The organism is Streptomyces sp. NBC_00513, from assembly GCF_041431415.1.
Classification (GTDB): Bacteria; Actinomycetota; Actinomycetes; order Streptomycetales; family Streptomycetaceae; genus Streptomyces.
In genome coordinates this window covers 6,140,996-6,167,724 of record NZ_CP107845.1, presented here as the reverse complement: position 1 = coordinate 6,167,724, position 26,729 = coordinate 6,140,996, and the positions used below count along the sequence as shown (strand labels likewise).

The following is a 26,729-nucleotide window of genomic DNA, read 5'->3' as shown; positions in this document are numbered from 1 at the left end:
GTCAGTTCTGCCTTTCGAGGAGTCGGCCCGTGGGCTCGTTCGGGGTGCCGTGGTCGGCGATCCGCGTGCCGCGCAGCCAGGTGGACTTCACGACGCCGTGCAGGGTCTTGCCCGCGTACGCCGTGACCCGGTTGCGGTGGTGCAGTTCCGCGGGATCCACGGTGAAGGTCTCTTCGGGTGCCAGGACGGCGAAGTCGGCGTCGCGGCCGACCTCGATCGCGCCCTTGTCGGCCAGCCCGGCGAGGGCGGCGGGGGCGGCGGACATCCAGCGGACGACGTCCTCCAGGGTGTGGCCGCGCCGCCGCGCCTCGGTCCAGATCGCGGGGAGTCCCAGTTGGAGGGAGGAGATGCCGCCCCACGCGGTGGCGAAGTCGTTCGTCTTCAGGTCCGCGGTGGAGGGCGAGTGGTCGGAGACGACGCAGTCGATGGTGCCGTCGGCGAGCGCGTCCCACAGCAGGTCCTGGTTGGCGGCCTCGCGGATGGGCGGGCAGCACTTGAACTCGCTGGCGCCGTCCGGGACTTCCTCCGCCGTGAGGGTGAGGTAGTGCGGGCAGGATTCGACGGTGACGCGCACGCCCTCGGCCTTGGCGGCGGCGATCAGCGGCAGCGCGTCGGAGGAGGACAGGTGCAGGACGTGCACGCGGGCGTTCAGCCGCTTCGCCTGGGCGATCAGGTTCCCGATGGCGGTGTTCTCGGCGTCGCGCGGACGGGAGGCGAGGAAGTCGGCGTACTTCGGGCCGGGGGTCTGCGGCGCGGAGTCCAGGTGGTGGGGGTCCTCGGCGTGCACGATCATCAGGCCGCCGAAGCCGGTGATCTCCGCGAGGGACGTGGCCAGTCGCTCCTGGTCGAGTTCGGGGAACTCGTCCACGCCGGAGGGCGACAGGAAGCACTTGAAGCCGTAGACGCCGGCGTCGTGCAGGGGGCGCAGGTCCTTGACGTTGTCGGGCAGCGCGCCGCCCCAGAAGCCGATGTCCACGTGCGCCTTGGCGCGGGCGACCTCCTGCTTGACGCGGAGGTTGTCGACCGTGGTGGTCGGCGGCAGGGAGTTCAGCGGCATGTCGAGGAGGGTGGTGATGCCGCCGGCCGCCGCCGCGCGGGTGGCGGTCCAGAAGCCCTCCCACTCGGTGCGGCCCGGGTCGTTCACGTGGACGTGGGTGTCGACCAGGCCGGGGAGCAGGACGTCGTCGCCGAAGTCCTCCAGCCGGGCTCCGGCCGGTACCTCGGCCTCGTACTCCGACACGGCCGTGATCTTCCCGCCGGCGACGGCCACCGAGGCGGCGCGCGTCCCCTCGGGGGTGATGACGCGCGTCGAGCGCAGTACCAGTTCCACAGCCGCGTCGGCCACCGGAACCTCCCCATCTACTTCCACAGAGCGAAATTCAACGTTCTGTTGACGGAGTCTTCACCCCGATCCGGGGCCAGTCAAGAGCGCCCGGACGGACCACCCAGCCACGCACGGCACAATTGGATGTTTCCACAGGATGGAATTAAGATTTCACTATCCAGAATGTAGCTACCGCCATCGGGAGTCGCGCGGTTGACTTCCGAGGACGTCCACCACCAGGACAAACCCCCTCTGACCGGCGGGGACGGCAGTGCCCCGGCTCTAGGGCCGACGCCGACCGACCGGTAGGCTGATTCCTTGCCTGCCAGCACCGAAAGGACCGCGCCCGTGCCGACGTCCAGCGCCAGCACCACCGACGCTTCCGCCAAGCCCACCGCCGCCGGGGGTGGCGTCCAGTCCCTTGAGCGCGCCTTCGATCTGCTCGAACGCATGGCCGATGCCGGGGGCGAGGTCGGCCTCAGCGAGCTCTCCGCCGCCAGTGGTCTGCCGCTGCCCACCATCCATCGCCTCATGCGCACCCTCGTGGCGTGCGGTTACGTCCGGCAGCAGCCCAACCGACGGTACGCCCTCGGCCCCCGGCTGATCCGTCTCGGCGAATCAGCCTCCCGCCTCCTGGGCACGTGGGCCCGTCCCTACCTCGCACGGCTCGTCGAGGAGACCGGCGAGACCGCGAACATGGCCCTGCTCGACGGGGACGAGATCGTCTACGTCGCCCAGGTGCCGTCCAAGCACTCCATGCGCATGTTCACGGAGGTGGGCCGCCGGGTGCTGCCGCACTCCACGGGCGTGGGCAAGGCGCTGCTCGCGTACACCCCCGCGGACGAGGTGCGCGCGCTGCTGGCGCGCACCGGGATGCCGGCCGCGACCGAGAAGACCATCACCACGCCCGAGGGCTTCCTGGACGCCCTGGAGCAGGTCCGCAAGGTGGGCTACGCGGTCGACGACAACGAGCAGGAGATAGGAGTCCGCTGCCTGGCCGTGTCGGTGCCGAACTCGCCGACCGCCGCCGCGATCTCCATCTCGGGCCCCGCGGGCCGGGTGACCGAGGCGCTGACGGACTCGATCGTGCCGATCCTCCAGGGGATCGCCGCCGAGCTGTCGGTGGCCCTGCAGAGCCAGAATCCCGCGTAGGGACCCGTACGCGAAGGCCCCGGACCGCCCTTCTCGAAGGGGGCGGGCCGGGGCCTTCGCACGTCAGCGGGCCGGGGCCGTCTCCGTGAGGCGGCCGTCCGTCATCGTCATCGTGCGGTCCACGCGCTCCAGGTGGGCGTGGTCGTGGGTGACCAGCACCGTGGCGGTGGACCGCTCGCGGGTGAGGGTGACCAGGAGGTCCAGTACGGCCGCCCCCCGCTCGTGGTCCAGGGCGCTGGTCGGCTCGTCCACCAGCAGCACGGCGGGCTCGTTCATCAGGGCGCGGGCGATGTTGACGCGCTGGCGCTGCCCGCCCGAGAGCTGGTGCGGGCGCTTGTCGGCCTTGTCGGCCATGCCCACCGCGTCCAGCAGGTCCAGGGCCCGCCGGCGCAGCCGCTTGGCCGGCCGCCCCGACAGGTGGGCCATCACCTGGAGCTGCTCGGCGGCGGTGAGCGAGGCGAGCAGGTTGGGCTGCTGGAAGACGATGCCGATCTCCTCTCGGCGCAGCGCGGACTTCTGCGCGGCGCTGAGCCGGGCCGTGTCCCGGCCGGCGACGACGACCCGGCCCGCGTCCGGGGTGACCAGGGTGGCGGCGACCGCGAGCAGGCTGGACTTGCCGGAGCCCGAAGGCCCGATGACGGCGGTCAGGGTGCCCGCCGGCGCCTCCAGGGCGACCGCGTCGAGGGCGGTGAGCCGGCCGTCGCCGTCCGGGTAGGTGAGCGTGACGTCGTGGACGAGCAGGGTCATCGGGCGCTCCCGAGTGCGGTCAGCGGGTCTACGGCGGTGATCCGCCGGATGGACAGGGCGGCTCCGAGCGCGCCGAGCGCGATCATGACGGCCGCGGGGACCAGCACGGTGGCCGCGTCGAGCACGAAGGGCACGTCGCCGCCGCTGATCAGCGCTCCGAGAACGGCGGCGAGGGCCGTACCGAGTCCGGTCCCGACGGCGAGCATCACCACCGCCTGACCGAGGGCGTCCCGCAGCAGGTACGCGGTGGAGGCACCCAGTGCCTTCAGCACGGCGACGTCACCGCCGCGCTGGATCGTCCACACCGTGAAGAAGGCGCCTATGACCAGGGCGGAGATCGCGAAGAGGAAGCCGCGCATCAGCTGGAGCGAGCCGTTCTCCGAGGTGTAGGAGCCGATCGCGGACAGCGCGTCGTCGACGGTCGCGGTCCGGGTACCGGCGCTCGCGTCGCCGGCGGCGAGGTCCGCCCCGGACGCTTCCAGGGCGATGACGGTGGCGACGGTGTCGATGGAGGTGCCGGGGTTGCCGACGCGCTGCCAGTCGTTCAGGTCCATCCAGACGACCGGGGTGTGGCTGAAGGAGGCGGTGCCGGAGACGGCCGCGACGGACAGTTCGAGCGCGCCGATCCTGAGCTTCCCGCCGGCCGCGAGCCCGCCGAGTTCCTCGGCGGCCTTCTCGGTCAGGACCACCTGCCCCTGGGTGAGTGCGGATCCGCGGGGGGCGAGGCGGCCCGCCGGATCGACGCCGAAGACCGAGACGGCCGCGGTGCGCTCACCCGAGACCGCGTTGGTGGTGCGGATGCCGATCGGCTCCGCCGATGTGACGCCAGGTCGCTCGCGCCAGGCCAGCCAGGCCTTCTCGGGTATCCGGGAGTTGGTGAAGGACACGTCCTGGTCCCCGGCGGGCGCCGCGAACGACAGGTGTGAGGCGGGCAGTCCCGTGATCGCCGAGATGTTCTCCCGGGCCAGGCCCGAGGTGAGTCCGGACAACAGGCCGACCAGCAGGGTGATGAGCACGACGACCGAGCCCATGAGGGCGAAGCGGCCCTTGGCGAACCGTAGATCTCTCCATGCGACGAACATGTCCCCCACCCTGGTGTTCACCGTGGACACACGGCATCGCGCCACGGTAGGGATCCTCGTGTCGAAGGGACGCCCCGTACATCAATCTTTTGGTTGACCGGGGCCGGCGGACCCCCACTTACGCTGGTCGGGCCATGGTTGCTCCGGAATCCCGCCCCCTGACCCCCGTCTCCCGCGTCCTGCGGCTGTGCCTGCACGCGCTGCTCTTCGGGCTGCTCGCGCTGGCCGCGGGACGCGCCGTCGCCGACGACGTGCCCCGCGCCGGGTGGGCGGTCGCCGCGTGCGCGCTGTTCGCCGCCGTGTACGTGGCGGGCGCCGCGGCTCCCGTGGTGGACCGCTCGCCGCGCGCCGGAGCGGTGTGGCTGGCCCTGCTCGGCGCGGCGTGGGCCGCGCTGCTCGTGGTCTCCCCGGACGGGCTGTGGATCGCCTTCCCGCTGTACTTCCTCGAACTGCACCTGCTGCGGCTGCGCTGGGGGGTCGCGGCCGTCGCCGTCACGGCCTGCGCGGCGATCGGCGGGTTCCTCGCCCACAGCAGCACCCCCACGCCGGGGGCCTTCCTCGGCCCGCTGCTCGGCGGGGCCGTCGCCGTGGCCACGGTCCTCGGCTACCAGGCCCTGTACCGGGAGAGCGAACGCCGCCGGGAGCTGATCGAGGAACTCATCACCACCCGGGCCGAGCTGGCCGCCGCCGAGCGGGGCGCGGGGATCCTCGCCGAACGCGAACGCCTCGCCCGGGAGATCCACGACACCCTCGCCCAGGGCCTGAGCTCGATCCAGCTGCTGCTGCGGGCCGCCGAGCGCTCGCTCCCCGCCGGCGCGCCCGCGCTGGAGCACATCGGCCGGGCCCGCGAGGCCGCGCAGGAGAACCTCGCCGAGGCGCGCCGTTTCGTCCGCGCCCTGACGCCTCCCGACCTGGAGCACGGCTCCCTCGCCGCGGCGCTGGAACGCCTCTGCACCGCGGCTCCCGGGCCGCGCGTGCGGTTCTCGCTGAGTGGTGCCCCCCGGATCCTGCCCACCCCGTACGAGGTGGCCCTGTTGCGGATCGCGCAGTCGGCGCTGGCCAATGTGGTCCGGCACGCCCGCGCGGGCCGCGCGGAGATCACCCTGACCTTCATGGACACCTCGGTCACCCTGGACGTCGTGGACGACGGTCTGGGCTTCGACCCCTCGTCGGCGCCGTCCGGCGAGGGCGGCTTCGGTCTGCCGGCGATGCGCTCGCGGGCCGAGACGCTGGGCGGGCTGTTCACCGTCGAGTCCGCCCCGGGCCAGGGCACCGCCGTGGCCGTCACCCTGCCCTTGCCCGCGGAGGCCCTGTCATGACCATCCGGCTGCTGCTCGCCGACGACCACCCGGTGGTCCGCGCGGGGCTGCGCGCGGTGCTGGACACCGAGGCGGACTTCGCGGTCGTCGCGGAGGCCGCCACCGCCGAGCGGGCGGTGGAGCTGGCCGCCTCGGCGGGGGTGGACGTGGTCCTGATGGACCTCCAGTTCGGGCCCGGTATGCACGGTTCGCAGGCCACGGCCCTGATCACGGCCCGGCCGGAGGCACCCCGGGTGCTGGTGCTGACCACGTACGACACGGACGCGAACATCCTGGCCGCCGTGGAGGCGGGCGCCTCGGGCTACCTGCTCAAGGACGCCCCGCCGGAGGAGCTGGCGGCGGCGGTCCGCACCGCGGCGGCCGGCCAGTCGGCGCTGGCCCCGGCGGTGGCGTTGCGGCTGATGGACCGGATGCGGATGCCGGCGGAGGCGCTGACGAAGCGGGAGCTGGAGGTGCTCCAGCTGGTCGCGGACGGATTGTCGAACCAGCAGATCTCGAAGCGGCTCTTCCTCAGCCAGGCCACGGTCAAGTCCCACCTGGTGCACGTCTACGCGAAGCTCGGCGTCGACTCCCGCACGGCGGCGGTCGCCGCGGCGGCCACCCGCCGGCTGATCCGCACCCCGTAGGGCGGGGCCGCCGGCGGCGTCTCACGCGACCCAGTACGGCCGTTCCACCGACGGGGGCAGCGGCACCCCGTCGTGGAAGGCGGCCGCGAGCCGGCGGACGCCCTCGTCGAGGCGGTCCGCCGGGAGCGTGTACGGGATGCGCAGGCGGTGTTCGAAGGTTCCCGGGTCCACTCCGAAGCGGGCGCCGCGCCCGATGTGGACTCCGGCGGCCGCGGCCCGTTCGGAGAGCGCGGAGCTGACCGGTTCCCCGAGGTCCACCCAGAGCGAGAGGCCCCCCGGCGGCAGCTCCCAGGACCATTCCGGGGTGTGTCGTTCGAGGGAACGGACGAGGGCCTCGCGTTGCTCGCGCAGCTGTCCGAGCCGTGTCGGGAGCGACGCGTCGAGCCCTTCCAGCAGCGGCAGCGCGACGAGTTGGTCCAGGACCGAGCCGGTCATGTCGGCCGCGACCCGCACGGCCGTCAGCTCGGCGATCATCTTGGCGGAGGCGCGGATCCAGCCGACGCGCAGCCCGCCCCAGTGGGTCTTGCTCAGCGACCCGATGGTCACGACGTGGTCCGCTCCCCCGCGCGGCGCGAGGGAGGCGAGCGGGGCGGGTGCGGGCACGTCGAGGGCGATGTCCGCGACGGTCTCGTCGACCACCAGCCAGGTCCCGGTGCGCCGGGTGGCCTCCAGCAGGCGTTGCCGGTCCTCCTCGGGCATCAGGGAGCCCGTCGGGTTGTGGAAGTCGGGGATCACGTACGCCAGTCTCGGCACGGTCTGACGCAGCGTGGACTCCGCGATCTCCATGTCCCAGCCCGCATCGGAGACGGCGATCGACGCGGTGCGCAGTCGGGCGTGCCGCAACGCGTCGAGCGCGTTGGCGTAGGTCGGGTTCTCGGTGACGACCCGGTCCCCCGCCCCGCACAGCAGGCTCACCACCAGGGCGAAGGCCTGCTGGGCGCCCGCCGTGACGAGGATCTGCTCGGGGCGGGTGGGCAGTCCGCGCCGGGTGAAGCGTTCCGCCACGGCCGTGCGCAGGTCCGGCAGGCCGAACGGGTGGTAGCCGGGGTGCCGTGCCACTGAGGGCAGGCGGGGCGCGGCCCAGGCCAGGGCCGCTTCCAGGCTGCCCTCGGGGGCGCCCATCGCGGCGATGGCCAGGTCGATGCCGGGATCGCCGTCCGGGCGGTACCCGCCGGCGCCGACGAGCGGGAGAGCGGCGACGGGCCCGTGGCCCTCGGGCAGCTCGGTCCAGGTCCCGGAGCCGCGCCGGCTGCGTGCGTAGCCGCTCTCGCGCAGCAGGTCGTAGGCGCCGGTGACGGTGGCCCGGCTCGCACCGACCGCAGCGGCGAGTTCGCGTTCGGCGGGCAGCCGGACGCGCAGGGCGATGCGGCCGTCGAGGATCAGGGTGCGCAGGGCGTCGGCGAGGGAGCGGTAGCCGGGGCGTGCCCGTACCTCGGCGGGCAGCAGCGCGGCGAGGCGTCGGCTGCCGATGGTTCTGTCCGCCGGGTGGACCACTGGACCGTTCGCCATGCCAACCTCCCCCGATTGGCTCTGCCCGCCAGGCCAATCGAGGACCAGACTCGCCGTATTGGCCCCCGATTGGCAAGGAGACGCCGACATGCTGACCGATCGCGAGGAACGAGCCCGGGTGAGCGCCGTGGAGCAGCGGATCTCGGAGCCGTTGCGCTTCCCGGCCGTGGCCGCCGCCGTGTCCGCCGCCGTGCCGGTTGTTTCGGCGGCCGTGCCGGCCTTGGCCGCCGCCGTGCGCGGGATCCTGGCTCGGCGCCCGCGCGGTTCGGTCCAGGGGCGAGAATCACTGTCATGTCAGCCAACACCTCCTCCCGTCCCGCCCCGGTGATCGCGGGCCTGTTGCTCGCCGCCGGGGGCGGTCGCCGTCTCGGTGGCCGCCCCAAGGCGCTGCTCGCCCACCGCGGCCGCCCGCTCGTGGAGAACGCCGTCCGGGTGCTGCGCGAGGCGGGCTGCGGCCCGCTGCACGTGGTGCTGGGGGCCTCGGCGGCCGAGGTGCGCGAGCGCGCCGACCTGACCGGTTGCGTGGTGGTGGACAACCCGGACTGGGCCGAGGGCATGGGGTCCTCGTTGCGGGTCGGGCTCGCCTCGCTGGCCGGCGCGGGGGCGGACGCGGCGCTGGTGTCCCTGGTGGATCAGCCGGGCATCGGGGCGGCGGCGGTGGCCCGGGTGCTGGCGGCGTACCGGTCGCCCGCGAGTCTGGCCGCCGCGGCGTACGACGGCGAGCGGGGGCATCCGGTGCTGTTCGGGGCGGACCGCTGGGCGGACATCGCCGAGACCGCGACCGGCGACCGGGGGGCTCGGGTCCATCTGAAGCGGCATGCCGGGGAGCTCACCCTGGTGGAGTGCGGGGACATCGCGGAGGCCTGGGACATCGACACGCCGCCGGACCTGGCCCGACTCGCATGAATCGGCGGGCCGGCGGGAAGCAGCGGGGCGTGACCACCATGGCACCCAGGGCCACCGATCGGCGGAATCTGTCGACCCGGAGAATCTCGATATCAACAAACCATTGAACTTCCACCATGAGGAAATTACTATCCACTGGTCAGAAGCGCCCTGAACCCACAGACGGCGCCCGCGACCGTATCCCGGAACTCTCCACACCCGACGGCACTGCGTGCCGTCTCGCGCGAGCATTCCCCCGCGGCCGCCAGGCACCGCCGCTGAAGGAGTGACAGATATGTCCGCACCAGCGCCGTCCCCGCTGGCCATCGTCGACGCCGAGCCCCTGCCCCGGCAGGACGAGGTCCTCACCGAAGCGGCCCTCGCCTTCGTGGCCGAGCTCCACCGGCGGTTCGCCCCACGCCGCGCGGAGCTCCTCGCCCGACGCGGCGAGCGGCGCGCCGAGATCGCCCGGACCTCCACCCTCGACTTCCTCCCGGACACCGCACAGGTCCGCGAGGGAGACTGGAAGGTCGCGCCGGCCCCGGCCGCGCTGAACGACCGCCGCGTGGAGATCACCGGTCCGACGGACCGCAAGATGACCATCAACGCCCTGAACTCGGGCGCCAAGGTCTGGCTCGCCGACTTCGAGGACGCCTCCGCTCCCACCTGGGAGAACGTCGTCCTCGGCCAGCTGAACCTGATCGACGCCTACGAGCGTCGCATCGACTTCACCGACCCCCGCACCGGCAAGGCGTACGCGCTGAAGTCCGCCGACGAACTCGCCACCGTCGTGATGCGGCCGCGCGGCTGGCACCTCCAGGAGCGCCACCTGCGCTTCGAGGGCGGCCCGGCCTCCGGTTCGCTCGTCGACTTCGGCCTGTACTTCTTCCACAACGCCCAGCGCCTCATCGACCTCGGCAAGGGCCCCTACTTCTACCTGCCGAAGACGGAGTCGCACCTTGAGGCCCGCCTCTGGAACGACATCTTCGTCTTCGCCCAGGACTACGTCGGGATCCCGCAGGGCACCGTCCGCGCGACCGTCCTGATCGAGACGATCACCGCGGCCTACGAGATGGAAGAGATCCTCTTCGAGCTCAAGGACCACGCGGCCGGCCTCAACGCGGGCCGTTGGGACTACCTCTTCTCCATCGTGAAGAACTTCCGTGACGGCGGCCAGAAGTTCGTCCTGCCGGACCGCAACGCGGTGACGATGACCGCCCCCTTCATGCGGGCGTACACCGAACTGCTGGTCAGGACCTGCCACAAGCGCGGCGCGCACGCCATCGGCGGCATGGCGGCCTTCATCCCGTCCCGCAAGGACGCCGAGGTCAACAAGGTCGCGTTCGAGAAGGTCAAGGCCGACAAGGACCGCGAGGCCGGCGACGGCTTCGACGGCTCCTGGGTCGCCCACCCCGACCTGGTCCCGATCGCGATGGCCTCCTTCGACGCGGTGCTCGGCGACAAGCCCAACCAGAAGGACCGGCTGCGCGAGGACGTCTCGGTGGCCGCGGGCGAGCTGATCGCCATCGACTCGCTGGACGCCAAGCCGACCTACGAGGGCCTGCGCAACGCCGTCCAGGTCGGCATCCGTTACATCGAGGCGTGGCTGCGCGGCCTGGGCGCCGTCGGCATCTTCGGCCTGATGGAGGACGCGGCCACCGCCGAGATCTCCCGCTCGCAGATCTGGCAGTGGATCAACGCCGGGGTCGTCTTCGAGAACGGCGAGACGGCCACGGCCGACCTGACCCGCAAGATCGCGACCGAGGAACTGGCCGCCATCCGCGCCGAGGTCGGCGAGGAGGCCTTCACCTCCGGCAAGTGGCAGCAGGCCCACGACCTCCTGCTCCAGGTCTCCCTCGACGCCGATTACGCGGACTTCCTCACCCTCCCCGCGTACGACCAGCTCACCGGCTGACCCACCCGCGTCTTCGGCTGAAACGCACAGCAGCCGAGTACGAAGCCCCGCCCCCGCCGCCCCAAGGGCTTGGGGGCGGGGCCTTTTCACGTCATCCGCCCCGCGACCGCGCCGCGCCGGGCGGCGGAATCAGGTCGGGCGAGCCCGGGACGCGAGACGCGTGGACCGACCGAACGATCGGGCGTTACCTCATCGTGATCTGCGCGTACCTAGCGGTAACATGCGGCGCCGTGTCACCTTTCCGATGCCACCGGCGCCGGCGGTAATCCCCACTTCCCCAGCCGTGCACCGGAGTTCCTCCGGGCACCGGCGTGGCAGACCGCAGGAGTTCCGCAGTGATCGGATTCCGCAACACCGGCAAGGGCCGGACCGGCAGTCGTGTGCGACGACTGGCCGGGGCCGCACTGATCCTCCCCCTCACCGCCGCCGCGATCGTGACCGGCGGGGCGGGAACGTCCGCGGCGAGCCCGGGCAACGGGCCCACCGCGGTGGTCTCCCTGGGCGACAGCTACATCTCCGGCGAGGCCGGCCGGTGGAAGGGCAACAGCCTGACCAACGGCGGCAGCCGCAACGGCACCGACCGGGCCTGGATCAGCGGCAGTTCCTACGATCCCTCCAAGGTGTACGGCGCCACCGCCGGCGGCTGCCACCGGTCGGACTCGGCCGAGGTGCGCAGCGCCGGGCCGATCGCCGACGTGGCCGTGAACCTGGCGTGTTCCGGGGCGGTGTCGGACAACGTCTTCCGGGCGTCCAACGGCGGGGTGTCCTTCAAGGGCGAGGCCCCGCAGGCCGATCAGCTCGCCGCCGTGGCCGCGAGCCACGACGTCAAGGTGATCGTGCTGTCCATCGGCGGGAACGATCTCGGCTTCGCCGACATCATCGAGGAGTGCGCCTTCGACTTCGTCCTCTGGGGCTCCTACTGCCACGACGACCAACAGGAGTCCGTCGACGGGAAGATGGACGGGGTGATGGCCAAGGTGGGCAAGTCCGTCGACGAGATCCGGGCGGTGATGCGCGGCGCCGGGTACGCGGACTCCTCGTACCGCGTCGTCCTGCAGTCCTACCCCTCGCCGATCCCGCGGGGCGCCGAGAACCGGTACCCGCAGAGCGACTGGAGCCGGTTGAACTCCGGCGGCTGCCCCTTCTGGAACCGGGACTCCGACTGGGCGCGGGACGCGCTGGTGCCGCAGATCGCCGATCGGTTGGGCGCGGTGGCCGCCGCCAAGGGCGTGCAGTTCCTGGACCTGCGGGACATGATGCAGGGGCGCGAGGTGTGCGCGAAGGCCAGCAGGCAGGTGACCTCCACGACCGCCGCGTCCGCACGGACGAGCGAGTGGGCGCGCTGGATCGACAGCAGTGAGACGCAGGGACTGATCCAGGAGTCCATGCACCCGAACCACTTCGGGCAACTGGCCGCCGGACGTTGCCTGGCCCTGGCCGCGGCCCGGCCGGCGACGTCCCGGGACAGTTGCAAGAACACCGCCGGGGGCGACCAGAGCGGGATGTACCTGACGCCCGCCCCGTAGGAACCGCCCCTGTAGGAACCGCCCTCGCGCGCGAGGGGCGCGGAACCCGCGGCCGGGAGGCCCGGGTTCCGTGCCCGGGGCGGATGCCCGACCCCCGACCCCCGACCCCGACCGGGGCGGGCCGTCCAGGGCCTATGCGGCGGGTTGCTCGTCGCCGTCGCGGACGAAGGTCGGTCGCAGTGTGGTCATGGCCTCGGTGAAGGCCTCCCGGCAGCGCAGCCAATCGGGGTCCGGGGTACCGGTCCCCAGGGCCAGCAGTTTGGGCAGCAGGTCCGCCGAGAACGCCCGGGCGGCTTCGGCCGGGAGGAGGGACGGCAGGTTGTCGATGGCGATGACGTCGAGCGGTCGCAGGCCGTCGACCAGCCGGCGGGCCGGGGTCGTCCAGTCGGTGAGCCGGTCGTAGACGGGCAGCAGGTGCAGCGGCGAACCCGTGTCGCAGGTGATGTCGGCGATCACCGAGAGGCGTCGCCCGTCACGGCCGGGCCCGCCGTCCAGGTCGGCGGAGGTGAGGAAGGGCGGTACGGGTCGGGTGGTGAGCACCGCGTTGACCAGGACGTCGCAGCCGAGCAGGGCGGCGCGGTCCAGGTGGGCGGTGTCGGTGCGGTCCCACCGGGTGACCCGTACGCCGGCGGTGACCAGGGCGTCGCAGGCGCCGCGCCCGCTGCGCCCGTACCCTCCGATCACGATGGACCGCAGCTGTACCCCGTCGGGTGGGGGAACGGCTCGCGAGGCGCGTAATCGGCGGTCGAGTTCGGCCCGGGGCATCGGTGTCAGCGGGCCTTCGAGCAGCCCCCGCGCCTGGAGCACGGCCAGCGCCGCGCCCACGTAGCCCGCCCAGTACCCGAAGGCGGCGAGCCTGCGGCCCTGGGCGTCGGCCAGGTACTCCAGGTCGAGCAGGGTCCCGCCGCCCGCCGCGAACCGCTCCAGCAGCGCCGGGGCCTCGGCCTGGCCCTTGTACGCGTGCCCGAAGTACACGTGTCGGTGGTGCAACAGCTCGGGTGTCGGCGGGAGTTCCTTGAGGCCCAGGACGTACGCGGACTCGGGTGCGGCCCCGTCCGCCCAGGATCCGGCGGGTGCGGCGCGGCAGCCGGCGTCCACGTACGCGGCGAGGGGGAAGACGCGGTGGTCGGAGTCCTCCACGGTGAGTCGTACGCCCTGCCGGACGAGCCGTCCGGCGTCCTGGGGGGTGAGCGGGGCCCTTCGTTCGGTGAGGCGTGTCTCGTTGCGCATCCACAACTGCGGCACATCTGCCATCGGCGGTACCACCTGTCTGCTCAGGACGCCTCGACGGACGTCCGCGTGCAACATGTGACCGACCATCAGAGTCCGTTCACCGATGGCGTTCGGCAAGGAGCGCGGCAGCGGGAACGGGGGCTCAGAATTCAGGCAGCAGCGCTCGCGGTCCGATCCGTGCGCCCTCCGCGTACGCCGCCCGGCGTTCCTCCTCGGGCATCCGGTCCCCCAGGACGTCCAGGGCGCGCGGCGGGCGGGCGGCCGCCGGGCGGGCCCCGGAGACCGAACCGAGGAGCCGGGCGGATCGCGCGTACCGGCCCTGGCCCGCCTCCAACTCGGCCAACAGCTCCGCCGAGAATGCGCGGCCGGTCCGGTCGCCCAGGGCCGACTGTGTCTCCAGCGCGCGCAGCACCTCGGTACGAGCCGCATCGGTACGCCCCTGGCGGGCCAGGCGCACGGCCGAGGCGTGGCTCGCCCAGGAACGGGCCCACGGGTCGCGACGCCCGCCGGGCGGATCGGCGAGCGGATCGACGAGCGGCTCCGTCGACGGTTCGGCGAGCGGGTCCACGTGCGCGAGGGCCAGTGCGAGGGCGGCCCGGAACACCTCCCGACCGGGGCCGGGGCCGGACCCGGTCCCGGCGGGCAGCAGTTCCAGCGCCTCCCGGTACTCGGCGACAGCGCTCTCGTGGCGGCGTTCCCAGAGCGCGATCGTGCCGCGAACGTGCGCGAGCCGCGCCAGGCAGGCGTCGTCTCCTTCGCGCACGGCGGCACTCCACGCCTCCACCAGCAGCGGGTCCGTACCGTCCGTCCCGTCGAGGATCGCCGTCAGCCAGGCGGTCAGCCACAGGGCGCGGGCCGGCCGGGGCCGCGGGTGCAGGGCGAGGGCGCGCTCCAGGTGGCACCGGCCCTCCGCCGGGAGCCCGCAGGCCGACCAGAGGAACCACAGGGTGACGGCCAGTTCCAGGGCGGCGCCCGAACCGACGGCGAGCGGGTTCATCGCGGCGCGCAGTTCGGGGAGTTCGGCCAGGGCCAGGGCGCGCGCCTCGCTCTGCGCGCCACCCCGCCACAGTCGCGCGGCGCGTTCCGCGAGCGAGCGACACCGCTCCTGGTGGCGCAGGGCGACGGTGGTCCCGTCGTCTCCGGGCCGGCGGGCCAGACGCATGGCCGCGTGGGCGCGTACGGACAGGGGCAGTCGGTGCCGGCCGGGGCGCTCCTCGTCCGCGAGCAGGGCGGGGGCCAGTCGGGCCAGGGCTTCCACGGCCGTGTCCGGGGTGAGTTCCCCGAACCCGCACACGTCGGCGACGGCGGCCGCGTCGAAGGGGCCGGCGAAGACGGAGAGCCGTTCCCACAGGAGGCGTTCGGCCGGGGAGGCGAGTCGGTGGGTGCGCTCGGCGTCGACGCGGGTGGCGCGACCGGCGCCGCCGGCGAGGAAGGTCAGCGGGTCGGCGGTCAGGCGGCGCAGGGCTTCCAGGGGCGGGTACCGGTGCGCGCGCCCGGCGGCGAGTTCCAGTGCTCCGGGGATGCCGTCGAGGGCTCGGCACAGGGCGGCGACGGCGGCGGCGTTGGCGTCGGTGAGCTCGAAGAAGGGGTCGGCGCCGCGTGCGCGTTCCTCGTAGAGCCGCACCGCGGCGGAGCCGACGATCGCGGTGGCCGGTTGCCGCGCGGCGGGGTCCCGGGGTTCGGCGGGCAGGGACAGCGGCGGGACGGCGAGCTCGGCTTCGCCCGGCAGGTCGAGCCGTCGTTGGGAGGTCGCCAGGATGCGGGCCCGGGGCAGCCAGGCCATCAGGTCCGCGACCACCCGTGCGGCCTTGTCCCCCAGTTGTTCGCAGCCGTCGAGCACCAGAAGCACCTCACGGCCGTCGAGCCCGTGGACCAGTTCGTGTTCCATCACCGCCCAACGGGATTCGGGGAGCGTGGACAGCTCCACCCACACGGTGTCGGCGCCGTCGGCGGCGGTCAGGGCGCGTACGGTGCGCACGGCGAGCCGGGTCTTGCCGATGCCGGCGGGTCCGGTGAGGGTCACCAGCCGTCCGGCGGCGAGCAGTTCGGCGGTGGCGGCCGTCTCCCGGTCCCGGCCGACGACATCGGACAGCTCCGCGGGCACGGTGCGGCGCGCGCACGCTTCGGGGTCACCCACGCGTCCTCCCGCGACGTCCTGTACTCGCGCACCACCGTCGGATTCATCGGTTCGGTGCACAAAGAGAGATGATCTGCGGAAAGTCCGGTCTTCCGACCCGCGACCGGGAGAACCACCAGGGGGAAGGTATGCACGCGGCCATTTCCGCCGTGGACGACACCGACCGGGCGCTCGTCCACGCACTCCAGCTCGCGCCCCGGGCGAGCTGGGAGCGGTTGGGGCCGGTGCTCGGCGCCCGCCCCGACACGCTGGCCCGCCGCTGGGAGCGCATGACGGGGGCCGGTGAGGCCTGGATATCGGGGCTGGGGCTGCGTACGGGCAACCAGTCGCCCTGCATGGCCTGGGTGGAGGTGACCTGCGCCGCCGGCACCGCCCCGGCGGTCGGCGCGGCGCTGGTCGGGGACCCGCACACGCTCGGCGTGCAGCACACCACGGGCGCCCGTGACCTGTTGGCGTTCGTGGCCGTCCCGAACCTGCACACGCTGTACCGCTACCTGTCGTTCCGCGTCCAGCGGATCCCCGGGGTGGGCGCGACCCGGTCGTCGATGGTGACGGCGGTGCACAGCGCCCCCGACCGGTGGCGCCTGGATCAACTGTCCCCCCTCCAGATCGATCAGCTGACCGGGCGGACCCGCCGCTCCACGTCGTCGGCGGCCCTCGCCGGCCCGGCGCCGTCGAGCATGACCGAGGAGGACCGGCCGTTGGTGCTGGCGCTGGCTTCGGACGCGCGACGCAGCGTGGCCTCGCTGGCGCGGGAGACCGGCATGAGCGAGTCCACGGTGCGTCGCCGGCTGGGCCGGCTGGAGGCGGGGCAGGGCCTGCGCTACAGCTGCGCGATGGCCTCGGGGGTCTCGGGCTGGCCGGTGTCGGCGACCTTGTGGGCGGAGGTGCCCGAGCACGAGGTGGCCGACTGCGCGGCGGCGGCGATCGGGTTACGCGAGACCCGGACCTGCATGTCCGTCAGCGGGCCCTGGAACTTCATGATCAGTGCGCGGCTGCGCACGATCGCGGAGCTGGCCCACTACACCTCGGACCTCTCGCGCCGGTTGCCGGCGATGCGGGTCACCGACTCGGCGGTGGCGCTCCACGTGCGCAAGTCGGAGGCGCAGGAGTTGGACCAGGAGGGGCGACGCGTGCGCACGGTGCTCCCGGACATCTGGACGGAGCCGACGCGCGCGGCCTGATGCCGGCGGGGGTACGGGCGGTCGGTCCGGGGCGGTCCCGGGGAGTGGGCCGCGCCGCCGGACGCGGACCCGTGGGGGAGCACGGGCGCGCGGCGGTGCGTACGCCACACCCGCAGTGGGTGGCGTACTCACCGCCGCGCGCCGGCCGGGGGTCCGGCCTCAGTGCACGAACGCCGGTTCCGACGTGGCCTGTGCGGCCTCGTCCTTCTTCTTGGCGCCGAGGTGGTTGAAGGCCAGGTTGAGCAGGATCGCCACGACGCAGCCGGTGCTGATGCCGGAGTCGAGGACGACCAACAGGTCCTTCGGGAAGGCGTGGTAGAAGCCGGGGGCGGCGATCGGTATCAGGCCGATGCCGACCGAGGCGGCCACGATCAGGGCGTTCTCGCCCTTCTCCATGGCGGCGCCCGCCAGGGTCTGGATGCCGCTGGCGGCGACCGAGCCGAAGAGGACGATGCCGGCGCCGCCGAGCACGGGCAGCGGCACCACGCCGATCACGGAGGCCGCCACCGGACACAGGCCGAGCAGGATCAGGATGCCGCCGCCGGCCGCGACGACGAACCGGCTGCGCACCTTGGTCATCGCGACGAGTCCGATGTTCTGGGCGAAGGCACTGCACATGAAGCCGTTGAACAGCGGGCTGACGGCGCTGCCGAGGGTGTCGGCGCGCAGGCCGCCCTCGATGGTCTTCGCGTCCGCCGGACGGCCCACGATCTTGCCGAGGGCCAGGATGTCGGCGGTGGACTCGGTCATGCAGACCAGCATCACGATGCACATGGAGATGATGGCCGCGACCTGGAACTGCGGGGCGCCGAAGTGGAACGGGGTGGGGAAGCCGACGATGTCCGCGTCGCGGATGGCGTCGAAGTTCGTCATGTGCAGCGGGATCGCGATGAGGGTGCCCACGACCAGGCCGAGCAGGATGGATATCTGCTGGAGGAAGCCCCGCAGGAACTTCCGCATGACCAGCACGATCGCCAGGGTGAGGGCGGCCATGCCGATGTTCTGCATCGATCCGTAGTCGGAGGCGGTGCTGTTGCCGCCCTGCGACCAGTTGAACGCCACCGGGAGCAGTGAGACGCCGATCAGGGTGATGACCGTGCCGGTGACGACGGGTGGGAAGAAGCGGACGAGCTTCCCGAAGTAGGGGGCGGCCAGGAAGCCGAGGAGTCCGGCGACGATGATCGCACCGAAGATGACGGGGATGGCGTCGACCCCCTCCCCCTTGCCGATGGCGATCATCGGGGTGACACCGGCGAAGGAGACGCCGTTGACGAAGGGGAGTTTGGCGCCGATCTTCCAGAACCCGAGGGTCTGGAGCAGGGTGGCGAGGCCGGCGGTGAAGAGCGAGGCGCCCATCAGGAAGGCCGTCTCGGTGGCGGAGAGACCGACGGCGGGTCCGACGATCATGGGCGGGGCGACGACACCCGCGTACATGGCGGCCACGTGTTGGAGACCGCTCGTGAACATTTTCAGCGGAGGCAGGGTCTCGTCGACCGGGTGCGTCTCCTCCGGTACTGCGACTGCATCTTTGCGAAACCTGGGCGTTGCGGCCACGGCTTCCTCCGGTCGGGTAACACGTCGGCAGGGACGTGGGTGTCTGGGAGGTGGTGCGAAAGCGGTGCTAGTCGAGCCGTTGTGAAGTTGTGGAGGTGCCGTCCCGAGGGGGTGTGAGGGACGCACGGGGTGCGGAAACGATTCGCCCGAGTCGTTCCCACGGAATGCCGCGGTGCGTGGGAGCCCGCGGGCCGTGGCGTGACGCGGTGGCGTGCCGATGGTGGTGCGCGCCGTGAGAGTGTCACGAGTCACCGCCCCCGGGGGCGCCCTCGGTGTTGACCTCGGGCGCTTCCCGGGAACGGCTGCCGCGGACCCCGCTCGGGTCCGCGGCCGCCGGTCGAGGGCCGTCCCCCCCGACCGGACTCCGGGGGATCAGGCCTGCGCGGAGAGCCGCGCGAGGCGCTGGGCCTCTTCCCGCGTGGACACGGCGATCGCGTCCTCGTCGGCGAAGAGCAGTCGGTTGTTCTCGACGATCTGCTTGCCGTTGACCAGCGAGAGGGTGACCGGTGCGGCCGCGCCGAAGACGAGCGCGGTGACCGGGTCGGCGATGGAGGAGTGCGCCAGCGTGCTGACGTTCCACATCACCAGGTCGGCGAGCTTGCCCACCTCCAGCGAACCGATGTTGTCGGCGCGGCCGAGGACCTGGGCGCCGCCGTACGTACCCAGGCGCAGGGCCTGGCGCGCGTTCAGTGCGCGCTCGCGGTGGACGGGGTTCAGGCGGTTGATGAGCAGCGCGTTGCGCAGCTCGGTGTGCAGCTCACCGGACTCGTTGGAGGCGGTGCCGTCCACGCCGAGGCCGACCGGTACGCCGGCGGCCAGCATGTCGGGCACGCGGGCGATGCCGGCGGCCAGACGGGCGTTGGAGGACGGGCAGTGCGCCACACCGGTCTTGGTGCGGGCGAACGCGGCGATGTCGGAGTCGTTCATGTGGACGCTGTGCGCCATCCACACGTCCTCGCCGAGCCAGCCGGTCGACTCGAAGTAGTCGGTCGGGCCCATGCCGAACAGTTCCTTGCAGAACTGCTCCTCCTCGACGGTCTCCGAGCCGTGCGTGTGCAGGCGCACGTTCAGCCGGCGGGCCAGCTCGGCGCCCTGCTTCAGCAGCTCGGTGGAGACCGAGAAGGGGGAGCACGGGGCGACGGCGACCTGGGTCATCGCGTCGAAGGAGTGGTCGTGGTGCTTCTTGACGGTCGCCTCGGTGTCGGCGAGCGCGCCTTCGAGGGTCTCGACGGCGTGGTCCGGCGGCAGGCCGCCGTCCTTGACGCTGCGGTCCATCGATCCGCGGGCCAGGGTGAAGCGGACGCCCATCTCGGACGCGGCGCGGATGATCGAGCCGGAGAGGTCGCCGGAGCCCTTGGGGAAGACGTAGTGGTGGTCCATGGCGGTGGTGACGCCGCCCTTGGCCATCATCGCCAGGGAGCCCTGGGCGGCCGTGTACGTCATCTGCTCGTCGATGCGCGCCCACGTCGGGTACAGGGCGACGAGCCAGTTGAAGAGGTTGTGGTCGGTGGCCAGACCACGGGTGATCCACTGGTAGAAGTGGTGGTGCGTGTTGACCAGACCCGGGGTGACGAGGTGACCCGTGCCGTCGATGCGGCGGACCACGTTGGCGAGGTTCTCGGGGGCTTTGCCCGCACCGATCGACTCGATCTTGTTGCCGGCGACGACCACGTGACCCGAGGCGTACTCGGTGTCGTTCGCGTCAACGGTCGCGATGGCACAGTTCTCGATGACGATGCGCTCGACGGCGCTGTCCTGGGCTGCCGATGCTGCCATGGGACTTCCTCGTGCTTTCAGTGGCGGTACGGGCACGGCAAAACCCAGGGGATTTGAGTGCCGGAGCCGGGGGCCTTGACAGCTGACAGTACTGCCGCCCCGTGTGTTGCGTCCGGGTGCCGATTAAGGAAGTTGAAGAGTGTCGCGCCGATCCCGGGGCCACTGCGGAGCCCCGGGACGCGCGTGCTCGTCAGAGGTTGGTCATGTCCACGGGGATACGGGCGTCAACGCCGTCGCGGAGGACCGTCGCCTCGATCAGACCGTAGGGGCGGTCCGCGGCGAAGTAGACCTCGTTGTCGTTCTTGAGGCCGAAGGGCTCCAGGTCGACGAGGAAGTGGTGCTTGTTCGGGAGCGAGAAGCGGACCTCGTCGATCTCCGAACGGTGGTTGATGATGCGCGAACCCATCTGGTACAGGGTCTGCTGGAGCGACAGGGAGTAGGTCTCCGCGAAGGCCTGAAGCATGTGCTTGCGGGTCTCGGCGTAGGACTTCTCCCAGTTGGGCATCCGCTGCTCGTCGTCCGACCAGTTGAAGCGCCAGCGAGCCGACACCTGGGTGGCCAGGATGCGGTCGTAGGCCTCCTTCAGGGTCGTGTACTTGTCCTTCACGTAACCCCAGAACTCGGAGTTCGTGGAGTTCATGACGACGAGGTCCTTGAGGCCGGAGATGACCTCCCAGTTGGTGCCGTCGTACGTGATCTGGGTGACGCGGGTCTCCATGCCCTCACGGACGAACGAGTGGTTGACCTCGTCCGACCCGATGAACTTGGAGTTGGCGTCGGAGGTGGCGATCCGGGACCAGGAGTACTCCTCGATCCGGATGCGCGCGCGCTGGATCGGCTCCTGGCTGTTGACGAACCAACGCGCCAGGTGGATGCCGAACTGCTCGGCGGACTCGATGCCGTACTCCTTGGCGAACGCGTACACCGTGTTCTTGGTGGTGTCCGTCGGCAGGACGTTGGCGTTCGAGCCGGAGTAGTGGACGTCGTCCATGTCGCCGGAGAGGGCGACCGAGACGTTGAGGTCCTTGATGTGGTGGGTGTCGCCGTCCCGCGTGATCTTGACTACGCGGTTCTCTGCTTTCCCGTACTGATTCTGGCCGAGAATCGTGGGCATGTCTGCTAGCTCCCTCGGTAAACGGAGTAGCCGAACGGGTTGAGCAGCAGCGGTACGTGGTAATGCTCGCCCGGGTTCACCGCAAAGGTGATGGTGACCTCCGGGAAGAACGCACCGCTGTCCCTTACGCGGGGGGCGTCCTGCTGCGCCTCGGCTTGCTTCTTCGAACTGTGCTTGTTCAGGAAGTACGTCTCGGTCTCGAAGTCGAGACGCACGTGTGTGGTGCCCTCCGGCAGGGCCGGCAGGTCCTTGCAACGCCCGTCCGCATCGGTGGCGGAGCCGCCCAGGGCCGCCCACTCGCCGCCCGGACCCGTACGGGCCGACAGGGAGATGGCGACGCCCTCGGCGGGCTTGCCGATGCTGGTGTCCAGGATGTGCGTGGACACCGACGCGGTGGTCTCGGTGCTCATGGCGTGCTCACTCTCCTTCTGCGAGGCGGGTCAGGCGGATCCGGTTGATCTTGACGAGCTCGCCGCGGGCGATTTCCCGCTCCGCTTCCGGCGAGTTGTCGATCCGGATCCTGACCGCGTCCCGCATGAACTCACCGGTCGCACCGGTGGCGCAGATGAGGAAGACGTGGCCGAACTTCTCCTGGTACGCCAGGTTCAGTTCGAGGAGCTCGTTCTTGAGGTCCTCCGAGGCACCGGCCATGCCACGCTGCTCGCGGGCGGAGGTCGGGTCTCCCGGCTTCGGCCGGCCGATCGGCGCGTGGCCCCCCATCGCCTCGGCCAGGTCCTCGGCGGTGAGCTCCGCCATGGCGGACTCGTTGGCCGAGAACAGGGCGTCGGCGGTGGTGAAGGGGCGCTGGGCGAGCAGCTTGCTCCCCCACGCCGAGCTGGCGCAGACCTCGTGCAGTTCGGCCGTGGCCGCGCTGTCGTCCAAGGCGTTGAACCGGGTGAGACCCGGGGTCGGACTCGAAGTCACGGTAGGCCTCCGTGGCCTGTTGTTGCTTGACGGGCTGCGCATAGCTAACGCCCTCGACAACACCGCGTCAACACTTTGTTGAAACTTCGCGTACACAAAAGCCACCGCCCGGGTGAATCGGGCGGCGGCTCGTCACCGTGCGTCAGACGCCGTTCACTCCTGGCTGTTCTTGTTCGGGTTTTCCCTGTTCAGGTAGTTGTAGACCGTGAAGCGGCTTACCCCCAGGGCGCCCGCGACCGTTTCCACCCCGTGCCGCACGGAGAAGGCGCCACGCGCCTCCAATATGCGCACCACGTCCTGCTTGGACTTCCGGTCGAGCCGGGCCAGGGGCACGCCGTGGCGTCGCTCCAGCGCGGCCAGGATGTGGTCCAGCGAGTCGGACAGCTGGGGCAGGCGCACGGCCAGCAGGTCCTGACCCTCCCAGGTGAGCACGACGTCGTCGGGCTGCGCCAGGGAGGGATCCATCAGCTCGCCGCCGATGGCGTCGACCAGCGGCTTGACCGCGGTGACGAACGGGTGGTCGCGGGGCTCGGTCACGGGGTCTCCTCCCGGATCACGTTCACCTGGAGCGAGACGCGCGTGGCTCCGGCCTCCAGCGCATCGCGCAGGAGCGCGGAAACGGCGGTGAGCACCTCTTCGGACCCGCCCTCGGCGGTGTTGCCGAAGGGGCCGACGTCCACCGCGTCGAGCCGCGCCTTCTGGATGACCTCGCGAGCGGCCACGGCATGGGCGGGGGCCTCTTCGAGATCGAAGGGCTCGGTCGTGAATTCCACTCTCAATCGCACGCGGTCAAGCTACCCCGCGCTCCGCAGGTTTCGGCAGTCCGCACTTGACAGCCACGCGAACCTCGATGCAGTCTTCCATCAAGCAGAAAACAACTTCCGCAATACGGAAGGAGCGCACACCCCTCATGGGATACACGGACCAGCGCTTCGATGTAAACCTTTCGATCCTCTACACGGAACTCCCGCTTCTGGAGCGTCCCGCGGCCGCCGCCGCGGCGGGCTTCACCGCGGTCGAGCTGTGGTGGCCCTGGATCGAGACCCCCACTCCCGCCCAGGCGGAGCTCGACGCCCTCAAGAAGGCTCTTGAGGACGCCGGCACCCGGTTGGTGGGCCTGAACTTCTACGCCGGCCAATTGCCGGGTCCCGACCGCGGCGCGGTCTCGGTCCCCGGTGAGGAGTCGGAGCGCTTCAACGCCAACATCAACGTGGCCGCCGACTTCGCGGCCTCGGTCGGCTGCAAGGCGCTGAACGCCCTCTACGGAAACCGCGTGGAAGGCGTCGACCCGGCCGTCCAGGACGAGCTCGCCCTGGAGAACCTGGTCGTGGCCGCCCGGGCCGCGGACCGCGTGGGCGCGATCCTCCTGATCGAGACCCTCAACAAGCCCGAGTCGCCGCTCTACCCCCTGGTGAGCGCGCCGGCCGGCATCGAGGTGGTGGACAAGGTGAACGAGGCCACCGGCCTCGGCAACGCCAAGTTCCTCCTCGACCTGTACCACCTGGCGATGAACGATGAGGACCTCTCCGAGGTCATCGAAAAGTACGCCGCCAAGACCGGGCACGTCCAGATCGCGGACAAGCCCGGACGCGGTGCCCCCGGCACCGGCGAGCTGCCCCTGGAGGAGCTGCTCGACCAGCTGAGGAAGGCCGGATACGAGGGCTACGTAGGCCTGGAGTACAAGGCCGCCGACGCCGCCGCCTCCTTCGCGTGGCTGCCGGCCGAGGCCCGCGCCGCGAAGTAGGCGGACCAAGTCCGGGCGATCAGCCAGGCACCTCACGCACTTTTCGTACAAAGCATTAAGAGAAGGACCCTCATCATGAGCAACCCCGCTGCCCTCCCGTCGATCGCCTGGGTCGGTCTCGGCATCATGGGCTCCCCCATGGCCGAGAACCTCCTGAAGGCCGGCTACTCGGTCACCGGCTTCACCCTGGAGCAGGACAAGCTGGACCGCCTCGCCGCCGCCGGCGGCACCGCGGCCGGCTCGATCGCCGAGGCCGTCAAGGACGCCGACGTCGTCATCACGATGGTGCCCGCCTCCCCGCAGGTCGAGGCCATCGCCTACGGCGAGAACGGCATCCTGAAGAACGCGAAGTCCGGCGCGCTGATCATCGACATGTCGTCGATCACCCCGCAGACCTCGATCGACCTCGCCAAGAACGCCGCCGAGAAGGGCATCCGCGTCATCGACGCCCCGGTGTCCGGCGGCGAGGCCGGCGCCATCGAGGCCGTGCTGTCGATCATGGTGGGTGGCGAGCAGGCCGACTTCGACGAGGCCCTGCCGGTCCTGGAGGCCCTCGGCAAGACCATCGTCCTGTGCGGCCCGCACGGCTCCGGCCAGACGGTGAAGGCCGCCAACCAGCTCATCGTCGCGGTGAACATCCAGGCGTGCGCCGAGGCCGTCGTCTTCCTGGAGAAGTCCGGCGTGAACCTCACCGCCGCCCTGGACGTTCTCAACGGCGGTCTGGCCGGCTCCACGGTGCTGACGCGCAAGAAGGACAACTTCCTGAACCGCGACTTCAAGCCCGGCTTCCGGATCGACCTGCACCACAAGGACATGGGCATCGTCACCGACGCCGCCCGCAATGTGGGTGCGGCCCTCCCGGTCGGCGCGGTCGTCGCCCAGCTCGTCGCCTCGCTGCGCGCCCAGGGTGACGGTGGCCTGGACCACTCCGCCCTGCTCCGCGCGGTCGAGCGCCTCTCCGGCGCGCAGATCTGATCACGGATCCGAACGCCCTTCCCCCCAGGGGGACCTGAGTTTCCGGATGGTGCCGGTGCTGACACCTGTCCTGTCGCGCCCAAGCGCCGGCACCGTCCGGATTTCCTCTCCACACTCTTTCTTTCAACAAACTGTTGACGTCGAGTTCACGCCGAAATTAGGCTGTTCCGCATGACGGAAGATGCATTCCGTCAGCAGTTTCCCGTACGGAAGGTCACCATGTCGAAGCGCACGCTGACGACCGAGTCCGGCGCCCCGGTCGCCGACAACCAGAACTCCGCCACCGCCGGCGTCGGTGGCCCGCTCCTGGTCCAGGACCAGCAGCTCCTTGAGAAGCTCGCCCGCTTCAACCGGGAGCGCATCCCGGAGCGTGTGGTGCACGCCCGCGGCTCGGCCGCGTACGGCCACTTCGAGGTGACCGACGACGTCACCGCCTACACCAGCGCCGCGTTCCTGAACACGGTCGGCAAGAAGACCGAGACCTTCCTGCGGTTCTCCACCGTCGCGGACTCCCTCGGTGGCGCGGACGCCGTCCGCGACCCGCGCGGCTTCGCGCTGAAGTTCTACACCGAAGAGGGCAACTACGACCTCGTCGGCAACAACACCCCGGTGTTCTTCATCAAGGACCCGATCAAGTTCCCCGACTTCATCCACTCGCAGAAGCGCGACCCCTTCACGGGCAAGCAGGAGCCGGACAACGTCTGGGACTTCTGGGCGCACGCCCCCGAGGCCACGCACCAGATCACCTGGCTGATGGGTGACCGCGGCATCCCCGCGTCCTACCGCCACATGAACGGCTACGGCTCCCACACCTACCAGTGGACCAACGCCCAGGGCGAGGCCTTCTTCGTCAAGTACCACTTCAAGACGAACCAGGGCGTCCGCAGCCTCTCCGGCGACCAGGCCGCCGAGCTCGTCGGCAAGGACGCGAACTCGCACCAGACCGACCTGCTCCAGGCGATCGAGCGCGGCGTGAACCCGAGCTGGACCCTCTACGTCCAGGTCATGCCGGCCTCCGAGGCCGCGGACTACCGCTTCAACCCGTTCGACCTCACCAAGGTGTGGCCGCACAGCGACTACCCGCTGCAGCGCGTGGGCCGTCTGGTCCTCGACCGCAACCCGGACAACGTCTTCGCCGAGGTCGAGCAGTCCGCGTTCTCCCCGAACAACTTCGTCCCGGGCATCACCGCCTCGCCGGACAAGATGCTCCAGGGCCGTCTCTTCGCGTACGCCGACGCCCAGCGCTACCGCCTCGGTGTCAACCACACCCTGCTGCCGGTCAACGCCCCGAAGGCGACCACGGCCGACAACTACGGCCGCGACGGCGTCATGGCGCTGCGCAACGGCTCGCGCCACGACAAGAACTACGAGCCCAACTCGTACCGGGGCCCGGCCGAGACCGGTCTGGCGCTCGGCGCCCCGAAGGCCGTCTCCGGCTACACGGGCACCCACGAGGCCCCGGCCCACACCAAGGACGACGACTTCTTCCAGGCCGGTGAGCTCTACCGCCTGATGTCGGAGGCCGAGAAGCAGCGTCTGGTGGCGAACATCGCCGGCGGCCTGTCCCAGGTCACCATCGAGGACGTCATCGAGAAGAACCTGGCTCACTTCCACGCCGCGGACGCCGACTACGGCAAGCGCGTCGAGGAGGCCGTCCGCGCCCTGCGCGACGCCTGAGCCGCTCAACTGTACCGGGGGCCTGACGGGAGGTCAGGTCCCGGGTGCTGAGCCCGCACCGCGGACCCGGATGAGGGGTGGTACGCGGTGGGGGCAGGACGAGGACCGTGGCGGGCGTGCGAGCCAGTGCGGTGGTAATGGGTTCCGAGGCCCGTCTCTCGACCTGAGGGAGACGGTGCCGGAGTTCTCGTCGCCGCCCGCCGCGGTCCCAGCCTCTTCCTTCCGTACAGGGGCCATGCACAGAGTCCCCTGTACCCGAGGAGGAACACCCTCCCCCAACACTCCGCCCGGCGGTGCGAACGTCCTGTCGCGCCAGCCTCGCACCG

Annotated in this window: 23 protein-coding genes; 10 read left to right on the top strand and 13 right to left on the bottom strand. The window is 71.3% G+C overall.

Annotated elements, in window-relative coordinates:
• Position 1 precedes the first annotated feature (1 nt).
• Positions 2-1,345, bottom strand: a complete 1,344-nt coding sequence (gene allB, locus OHA84_RS28180; RefSeq protein ID WP_266950483.1) for an allantoinase AllB — start codon at positions 1,343-1,345, stop codon at positions 2-4.
• A gap of 327 nt (positions 1,346-1,672) precedes the next feature.
• Between allB and OHA84_RS28175 the strand changes: the two genes are divergently transcribed.
• Entirely contained in the window at positions 1,673-2,476 is an 804-nt protein-coding gene (locus OHA84_RS28175; RefSeq protein WP_053676799.1) for an IclR family transcriptional regulator, read from the top strand.
• 63 nt (positions 2,477-2,539) lie between these two features.
• Here OHA84_RS28175 and OHA84_RS28170 read toward each other — a convergent pair whose 3' ends face one another.
• On the bottom strand, positions 2,540-3,223 hold the full coding sequence (locus tag OHA84_RS28170; protein WP_266950482.1) for an ABC transporter ATP-binding protein: 684 nt from the start codon (positions 3,221-3,223) through the stop codon (positions 2,540-2,542).
• Positions 3,220-4,305, bottom strand: coding sequence for an FtsX-like permease family protein (locus tag OHA84_RS28165; protein WP_266950481.1), 1,086 nt, complete (start codon positions 4,303-4,305; stop codon positions 3,220-3,222). The genes OHA84_RS28170 and OHA84_RS28165 overlap by 4 nt, the downstream gene beginning before the upstream one ends.
• 134 nt (positions 4,306-4,439) lie before the next feature.
• Between OHA84_RS28165 and OHA84_RS28160 the strand changes: the two genes are divergently transcribed.
• Positions 4,440-5,624, top strand: a complete 1,185-nt coding sequence (locus OHA84_RS28160; RefSeq protein ID WP_266969192.1) for a sensor histidine kinase — start codon at positions 4,440-4,442, stop codon at positions 5,622-5,624.
• The gene (locus tag OHA84_RS28155; protein WP_266969194.1) at positions 5,621-6,250 is read left to right on the top strand and encodes a response regulator transcription factor; all 630 of its coding nucleotides are present in this window, start codon (positions 5,621-5,623) and stop codon (positions 6,248-6,250) included. Before OHA84_RS28160 ends, OHA84_RS28155 begins: the two co-directional genes overlap by 4 nt.
• Before the next feature lie 21 nt (positions 6,251-6,271).
• On the opposite strand, the gene OHA84_RS28150 is transcribed toward OHA84_RS28155, so the two are convergent.
• Entirely contained in the window at positions 6,272-7,759 is a 1,488-nt protein-coding gene (locus tag OHA84_RS28150) for a PLP-dependent aminotransferase family protein (RefSeq protein WP_266969196.1), read from the bottom strand.
• A 291-nt stretch (positions 7,760-8,050) separates the two neighbouring features.
• On the opposite strand from OHA84_RS28150, the gene OHA84_RS28145 reads away from it, so the two are divergent.
• The 3 genes from OHA84_RS28145 to OHA84_RS28135 all read left to right on the top strand — a co-directional run bounded on the left by OHA84_RS28145 (position 8,051) and on the right by OHA84_RS28135 (position 12,085).
• On the top strand, positions 8,051-8,665 hold the full coding sequence (locus OHA84_RS28145) for an NTP transferase domain-containing protein (protein WP_266969198.1): 615 nt from the start codon (positions 8,051-8,053) through the stop codon (positions 8,663-8,665).
• A gap of 274 nt (positions 8,666-8,939) precedes the next feature.
• Positions 8,940-10,559 carry a malate synthase A gene (gene aceB, locus OHA84_RS28140; protein ID WP_266950478.1) on the top strand — a complete coding sequence of 540 codons (1,620 nt, stop codon included), beginning with the start codon at positions 8,940-8,942 and terminating at the stop codon, positions 10,557-10,559.
• 335 nt (positions 10,560-10,894) lie between these two features.
• A complete protein-coding gene (locus OHA84_RS28135; protein ID WP_266950477.1) occupies positions 10,895-12,085 on the top strand; it encodes a GDSL-type esterase/lipase family protein in 1,191 nt (396 codons plus the stop codon).
• 132 nt (positions 12,086-12,217) lie between these two features.
• On the opposite strand, the gene OHA84_RS28130 is transcribed toward OHA84_RS28135, so the two are convergent.
• The gene (locus OHA84_RS28130) at positions 12,218-13,339 is read right to left on the bottom strand and encodes a saccharopine dehydrogenase (protein WP_266950476.1); all 1,122 of its coding nucleotides are present in this window, start codon (positions 13,337-13,339) and stop codon (positions 12,218-12,220) included.
• A gap of 121 nt (positions 13,340-13,460) precedes the next feature.
• Positions 13,461-15,455, bottom strand: a complete 1,995-nt coding sequence (locus OHA84_RS28125) for a hypothetical protein (protein ID WP_266950475.1) — start codon at positions 15,453-15,455, stop codon at positions 13,461-13,463.
• Positions 15,456-15,583: 128 nt separating this feature from the next.
• Between OHA84_RS28125 and OHA84_RS28120 the strand changes: the two genes are divergently transcribed.
• Complete coding sequence (locus OHA84_RS28120) at positions 15,584-16,639, top strand: Lrp/AsnC family transcriptional regulator (protein WP_266969201.1); 1,056 nt, start codon at positions 15,584-15,586, stop codon at positions 16,637-16,639.
• A gap of 159 nt (positions 16,640-16,798) precedes the next feature.
• On the opposite strand, the gene OHA84_RS28115 is transcribed toward OHA84_RS28120, so the two are convergent.
• The 7 genes from OHA84_RS28115 to OHA84_RS28085 form a co-directional block, all read right to left on the bottom strand.
• The gene (locus tag OHA84_RS28115) at positions 16,799-18,193 is read right to left on the bottom strand and encodes a nucleobase:cation symporter-2 family protein (protein WP_078998624.1); all 1,395 of its coding nucleotides are present in this window, start codon (positions 18,191-18,193) and stop codon (positions 16,799-16,801) included.
• Positions 18,194-18,565: 372 nt separating this feature from the next.
• Positions 18,566-19,969, bottom strand: coding sequence for an 8-oxoguanine deaminase (locus OHA84_RS28110; RefSeq protein ID WP_053676790.1), 1,404 nt, complete (start codon positions 19,967-19,969; stop codon positions 18,566-18,568).
• A gap of 190 nt (positions 19,970-20,159) precedes the next feature.
• Positions 20,160-21,083: a factor-independent urate hydroxylase gene (pucL, locus tag OHA84_RS28105; protein WP_053676789.1), complete on the bottom strand. Its 924-nt coding sequence runs from the start codon at positions 21,081-21,083 to the stop codon at positions 20,160-20,162.
• A gap of 5 nt (positions 21,084-21,088) precedes the next feature.
• The gene (gene uraH, locus OHA84_RS28100; protein ID WP_053676788.1) at positions 21,089-21,493 is read right to left on the bottom strand and encodes a hydroxyisourate hydrolase; all 405 of its coding nucleotides are present in this window, start codon (positions 21,491-21,493) and stop codon (positions 21,089-21,091) included.
• Positions 21,494-21,500: 7 nt separating this feature from the next.
• Complete coding sequence (uraD, locus tag OHA84_RS28095) at positions 21,501-22,007, bottom strand: 2-oxo-4-hydroxy-4-carboxy-5-ureidoimidazoline decarboxylase (RefSeq protein WP_053676787.1); 507 nt, start codon at positions 22,005-22,007, stop codon at positions 21,501-21,503.
• Positions 22,008-22,160: 153 nt separating this feature from the next.
• Positions 22,161-22,544: a helix-turn-helix domain-containing protein gene (locus tag OHA84_RS28090; RefSeq protein ID WP_053676786.1), complete on the bottom strand. Its 384-nt coding sequence runs from the start codon at positions 22,542-22,544 to the stop codon at positions 22,161-22,163.
• Entirely contained in the window at positions 22,541-22,792 is a 252-nt protein-coding gene (locus OHA84_RS28085; RefSeq protein WP_078998622.1) for a hypothetical protein, read from the bottom strand. Before OHA84_RS28085 ends, OHA84_RS28090 begins: the two co-directional genes overlap by 4 nt.
• 125 nt (positions 22,793-22,917) lie before the next feature.
• Here OHA84_RS28085 and OHA84_RS28080 point away from each other — a divergent pair, with 125 nt between their 5' ends.
• The 3 genes from OHA84_RS28080 (at position 22,918) to OHA84_RS28070 (ending at position 26,403) form a co-directional block, all read left to right on the top strand.
• Entirely contained in the window at positions 22,918-23,751 is an 834-nt protein-coding gene (locus tag OHA84_RS28080) for a TIM barrel protein (protein ID WP_266950472.1), read from the top strand.
• A 75-nt stretch (positions 23,752-23,826) separates the two neighbouring features.
• Positions 23,827-24,726: a 2-hydroxy-3-oxopropionate reductase gene (locus OHA84_RS28075; protein ID WP_266969203.1), complete on the top strand. Its 900-nt coding sequence runs from the start codon at positions 23,827-23,829 to the stop codon at positions 24,724-24,726.
• Positions 24,727-24,945: 219 nt separating this feature from the next.
• Positions 24,946-26,403, top strand: a complete 1,458-nt coding sequence (locus tag OHA84_RS28070; RefSeq protein WP_053676782.1) for a catalase — start codon at positions 24,946-24,948, stop codon at positions 26,401-26,403.
• Positions 26,404-26,729 lie beyond the last annotated feature (326 nt).

Bases quoted from the DNA above. Each gene is read 5' to 3' on its own strand.
- pucL (WP_053676789.1), bottom strand. From the start codon at position 21,083: ATGCCCACGATTCTCGGCCAGAATCAGTACGGGAAAGCAGAGAACCGC.
- aceB (WP_266950478.1), top strand. From the start codon at position 8,940: ATGTCCGCACCAGCGCCGTCCCCGCTGGCCATCGTCGACGCCGAGCCC.
- OHA84_RS28150 (WP_266969196.1), bottom strand. From the start codon at position 7,759: ATGGCGAACGGTCCAGTGGTCCACCCGGCGGACAGAACCATCGGCAGC.
- uraH (WP_053676788.1), bottom strand. From the start codon at position 21,493: ATGAGCACCGAGACCACCGCGTCGGTGTCCACGCACATCCTGGACACC.
- OHA84_RS28130 (WP_266950476.1), bottom strand. From the start codon at position 13,339: ATGGCAGATGTGCCGCAGTTGTGGATGCGCAACGAGACACGCCTCACC.
- OHA84_RS28170 (WP_266950482.1), bottom strand. From the start codon at position 3,223: ATGACCCTGCTCGTCCACGACGTCACGCTCACCTACCCGGACGGCGAC.
- OHA84_RS28070 (WP_053676782.1), top strand. From the start codon at position 24,946: ATGTCGAAGCGCACGCTGACGACCGAGTCCGGCGCCCCGGTCGCCGAC.
- OHA84_RS28165 (WP_266950481.1), bottom strand. From the start codon at position 4,305: ATGTTCGTCGCATGGAGAGATCTACGGTTCGCCAAGGGCCGCTTCGCC.
- OHA84_RS28120 (WP_266969201.1), top strand. From the start codon at position 15,584: ATGCACGCGGCCATTTCCGCCGTGGACGACACCGACCGGGCGCTCGTC.
- OHA84_RS28160 (WP_266969192.1), top strand. From the start codon at position 4,440: ATGGTTGCTCCGGAATCCCGCCCCCTGACCCCCGTCTCCCGCGTCCTG.
- OHA84_RS28145 (WP_266969198.1), top strand. From the start codon at position 8,051: ATGTCAGCCAACACCTCCTCCCGTCCCGCCCCGGTGATCGCGGGCCTG.
- OHA84_RS28110 (WP_053676790.1), bottom strand. From the start codon at position 19,969: ATGGCAGCATCGGCAGCCCAGGACAGCGCCGTCGAGCGCATCGTCATC.
- OHA84_RS28075 (WP_266969203.1), top strand. From the start codon at position 23,827: ATGAGCAACCCCGCTGCCCTCCCGTCGATCGCCTGGGTCGGTCTCGGC.
- OHA84_RS28080 (WP_266950472.1), top strand. From the start codon at position 22,918: ATGGGATACACGGACCAGCGCTTCGATGTAAACCTTTCGATCCTCTAC.
- OHA84_RS28155 (WP_266969194.1), top strand. From the start codon at position 5,621: ATGACCATCCGGCTGCTGCTCGCCGACGACCACCCGGTGGTCCGCGCG.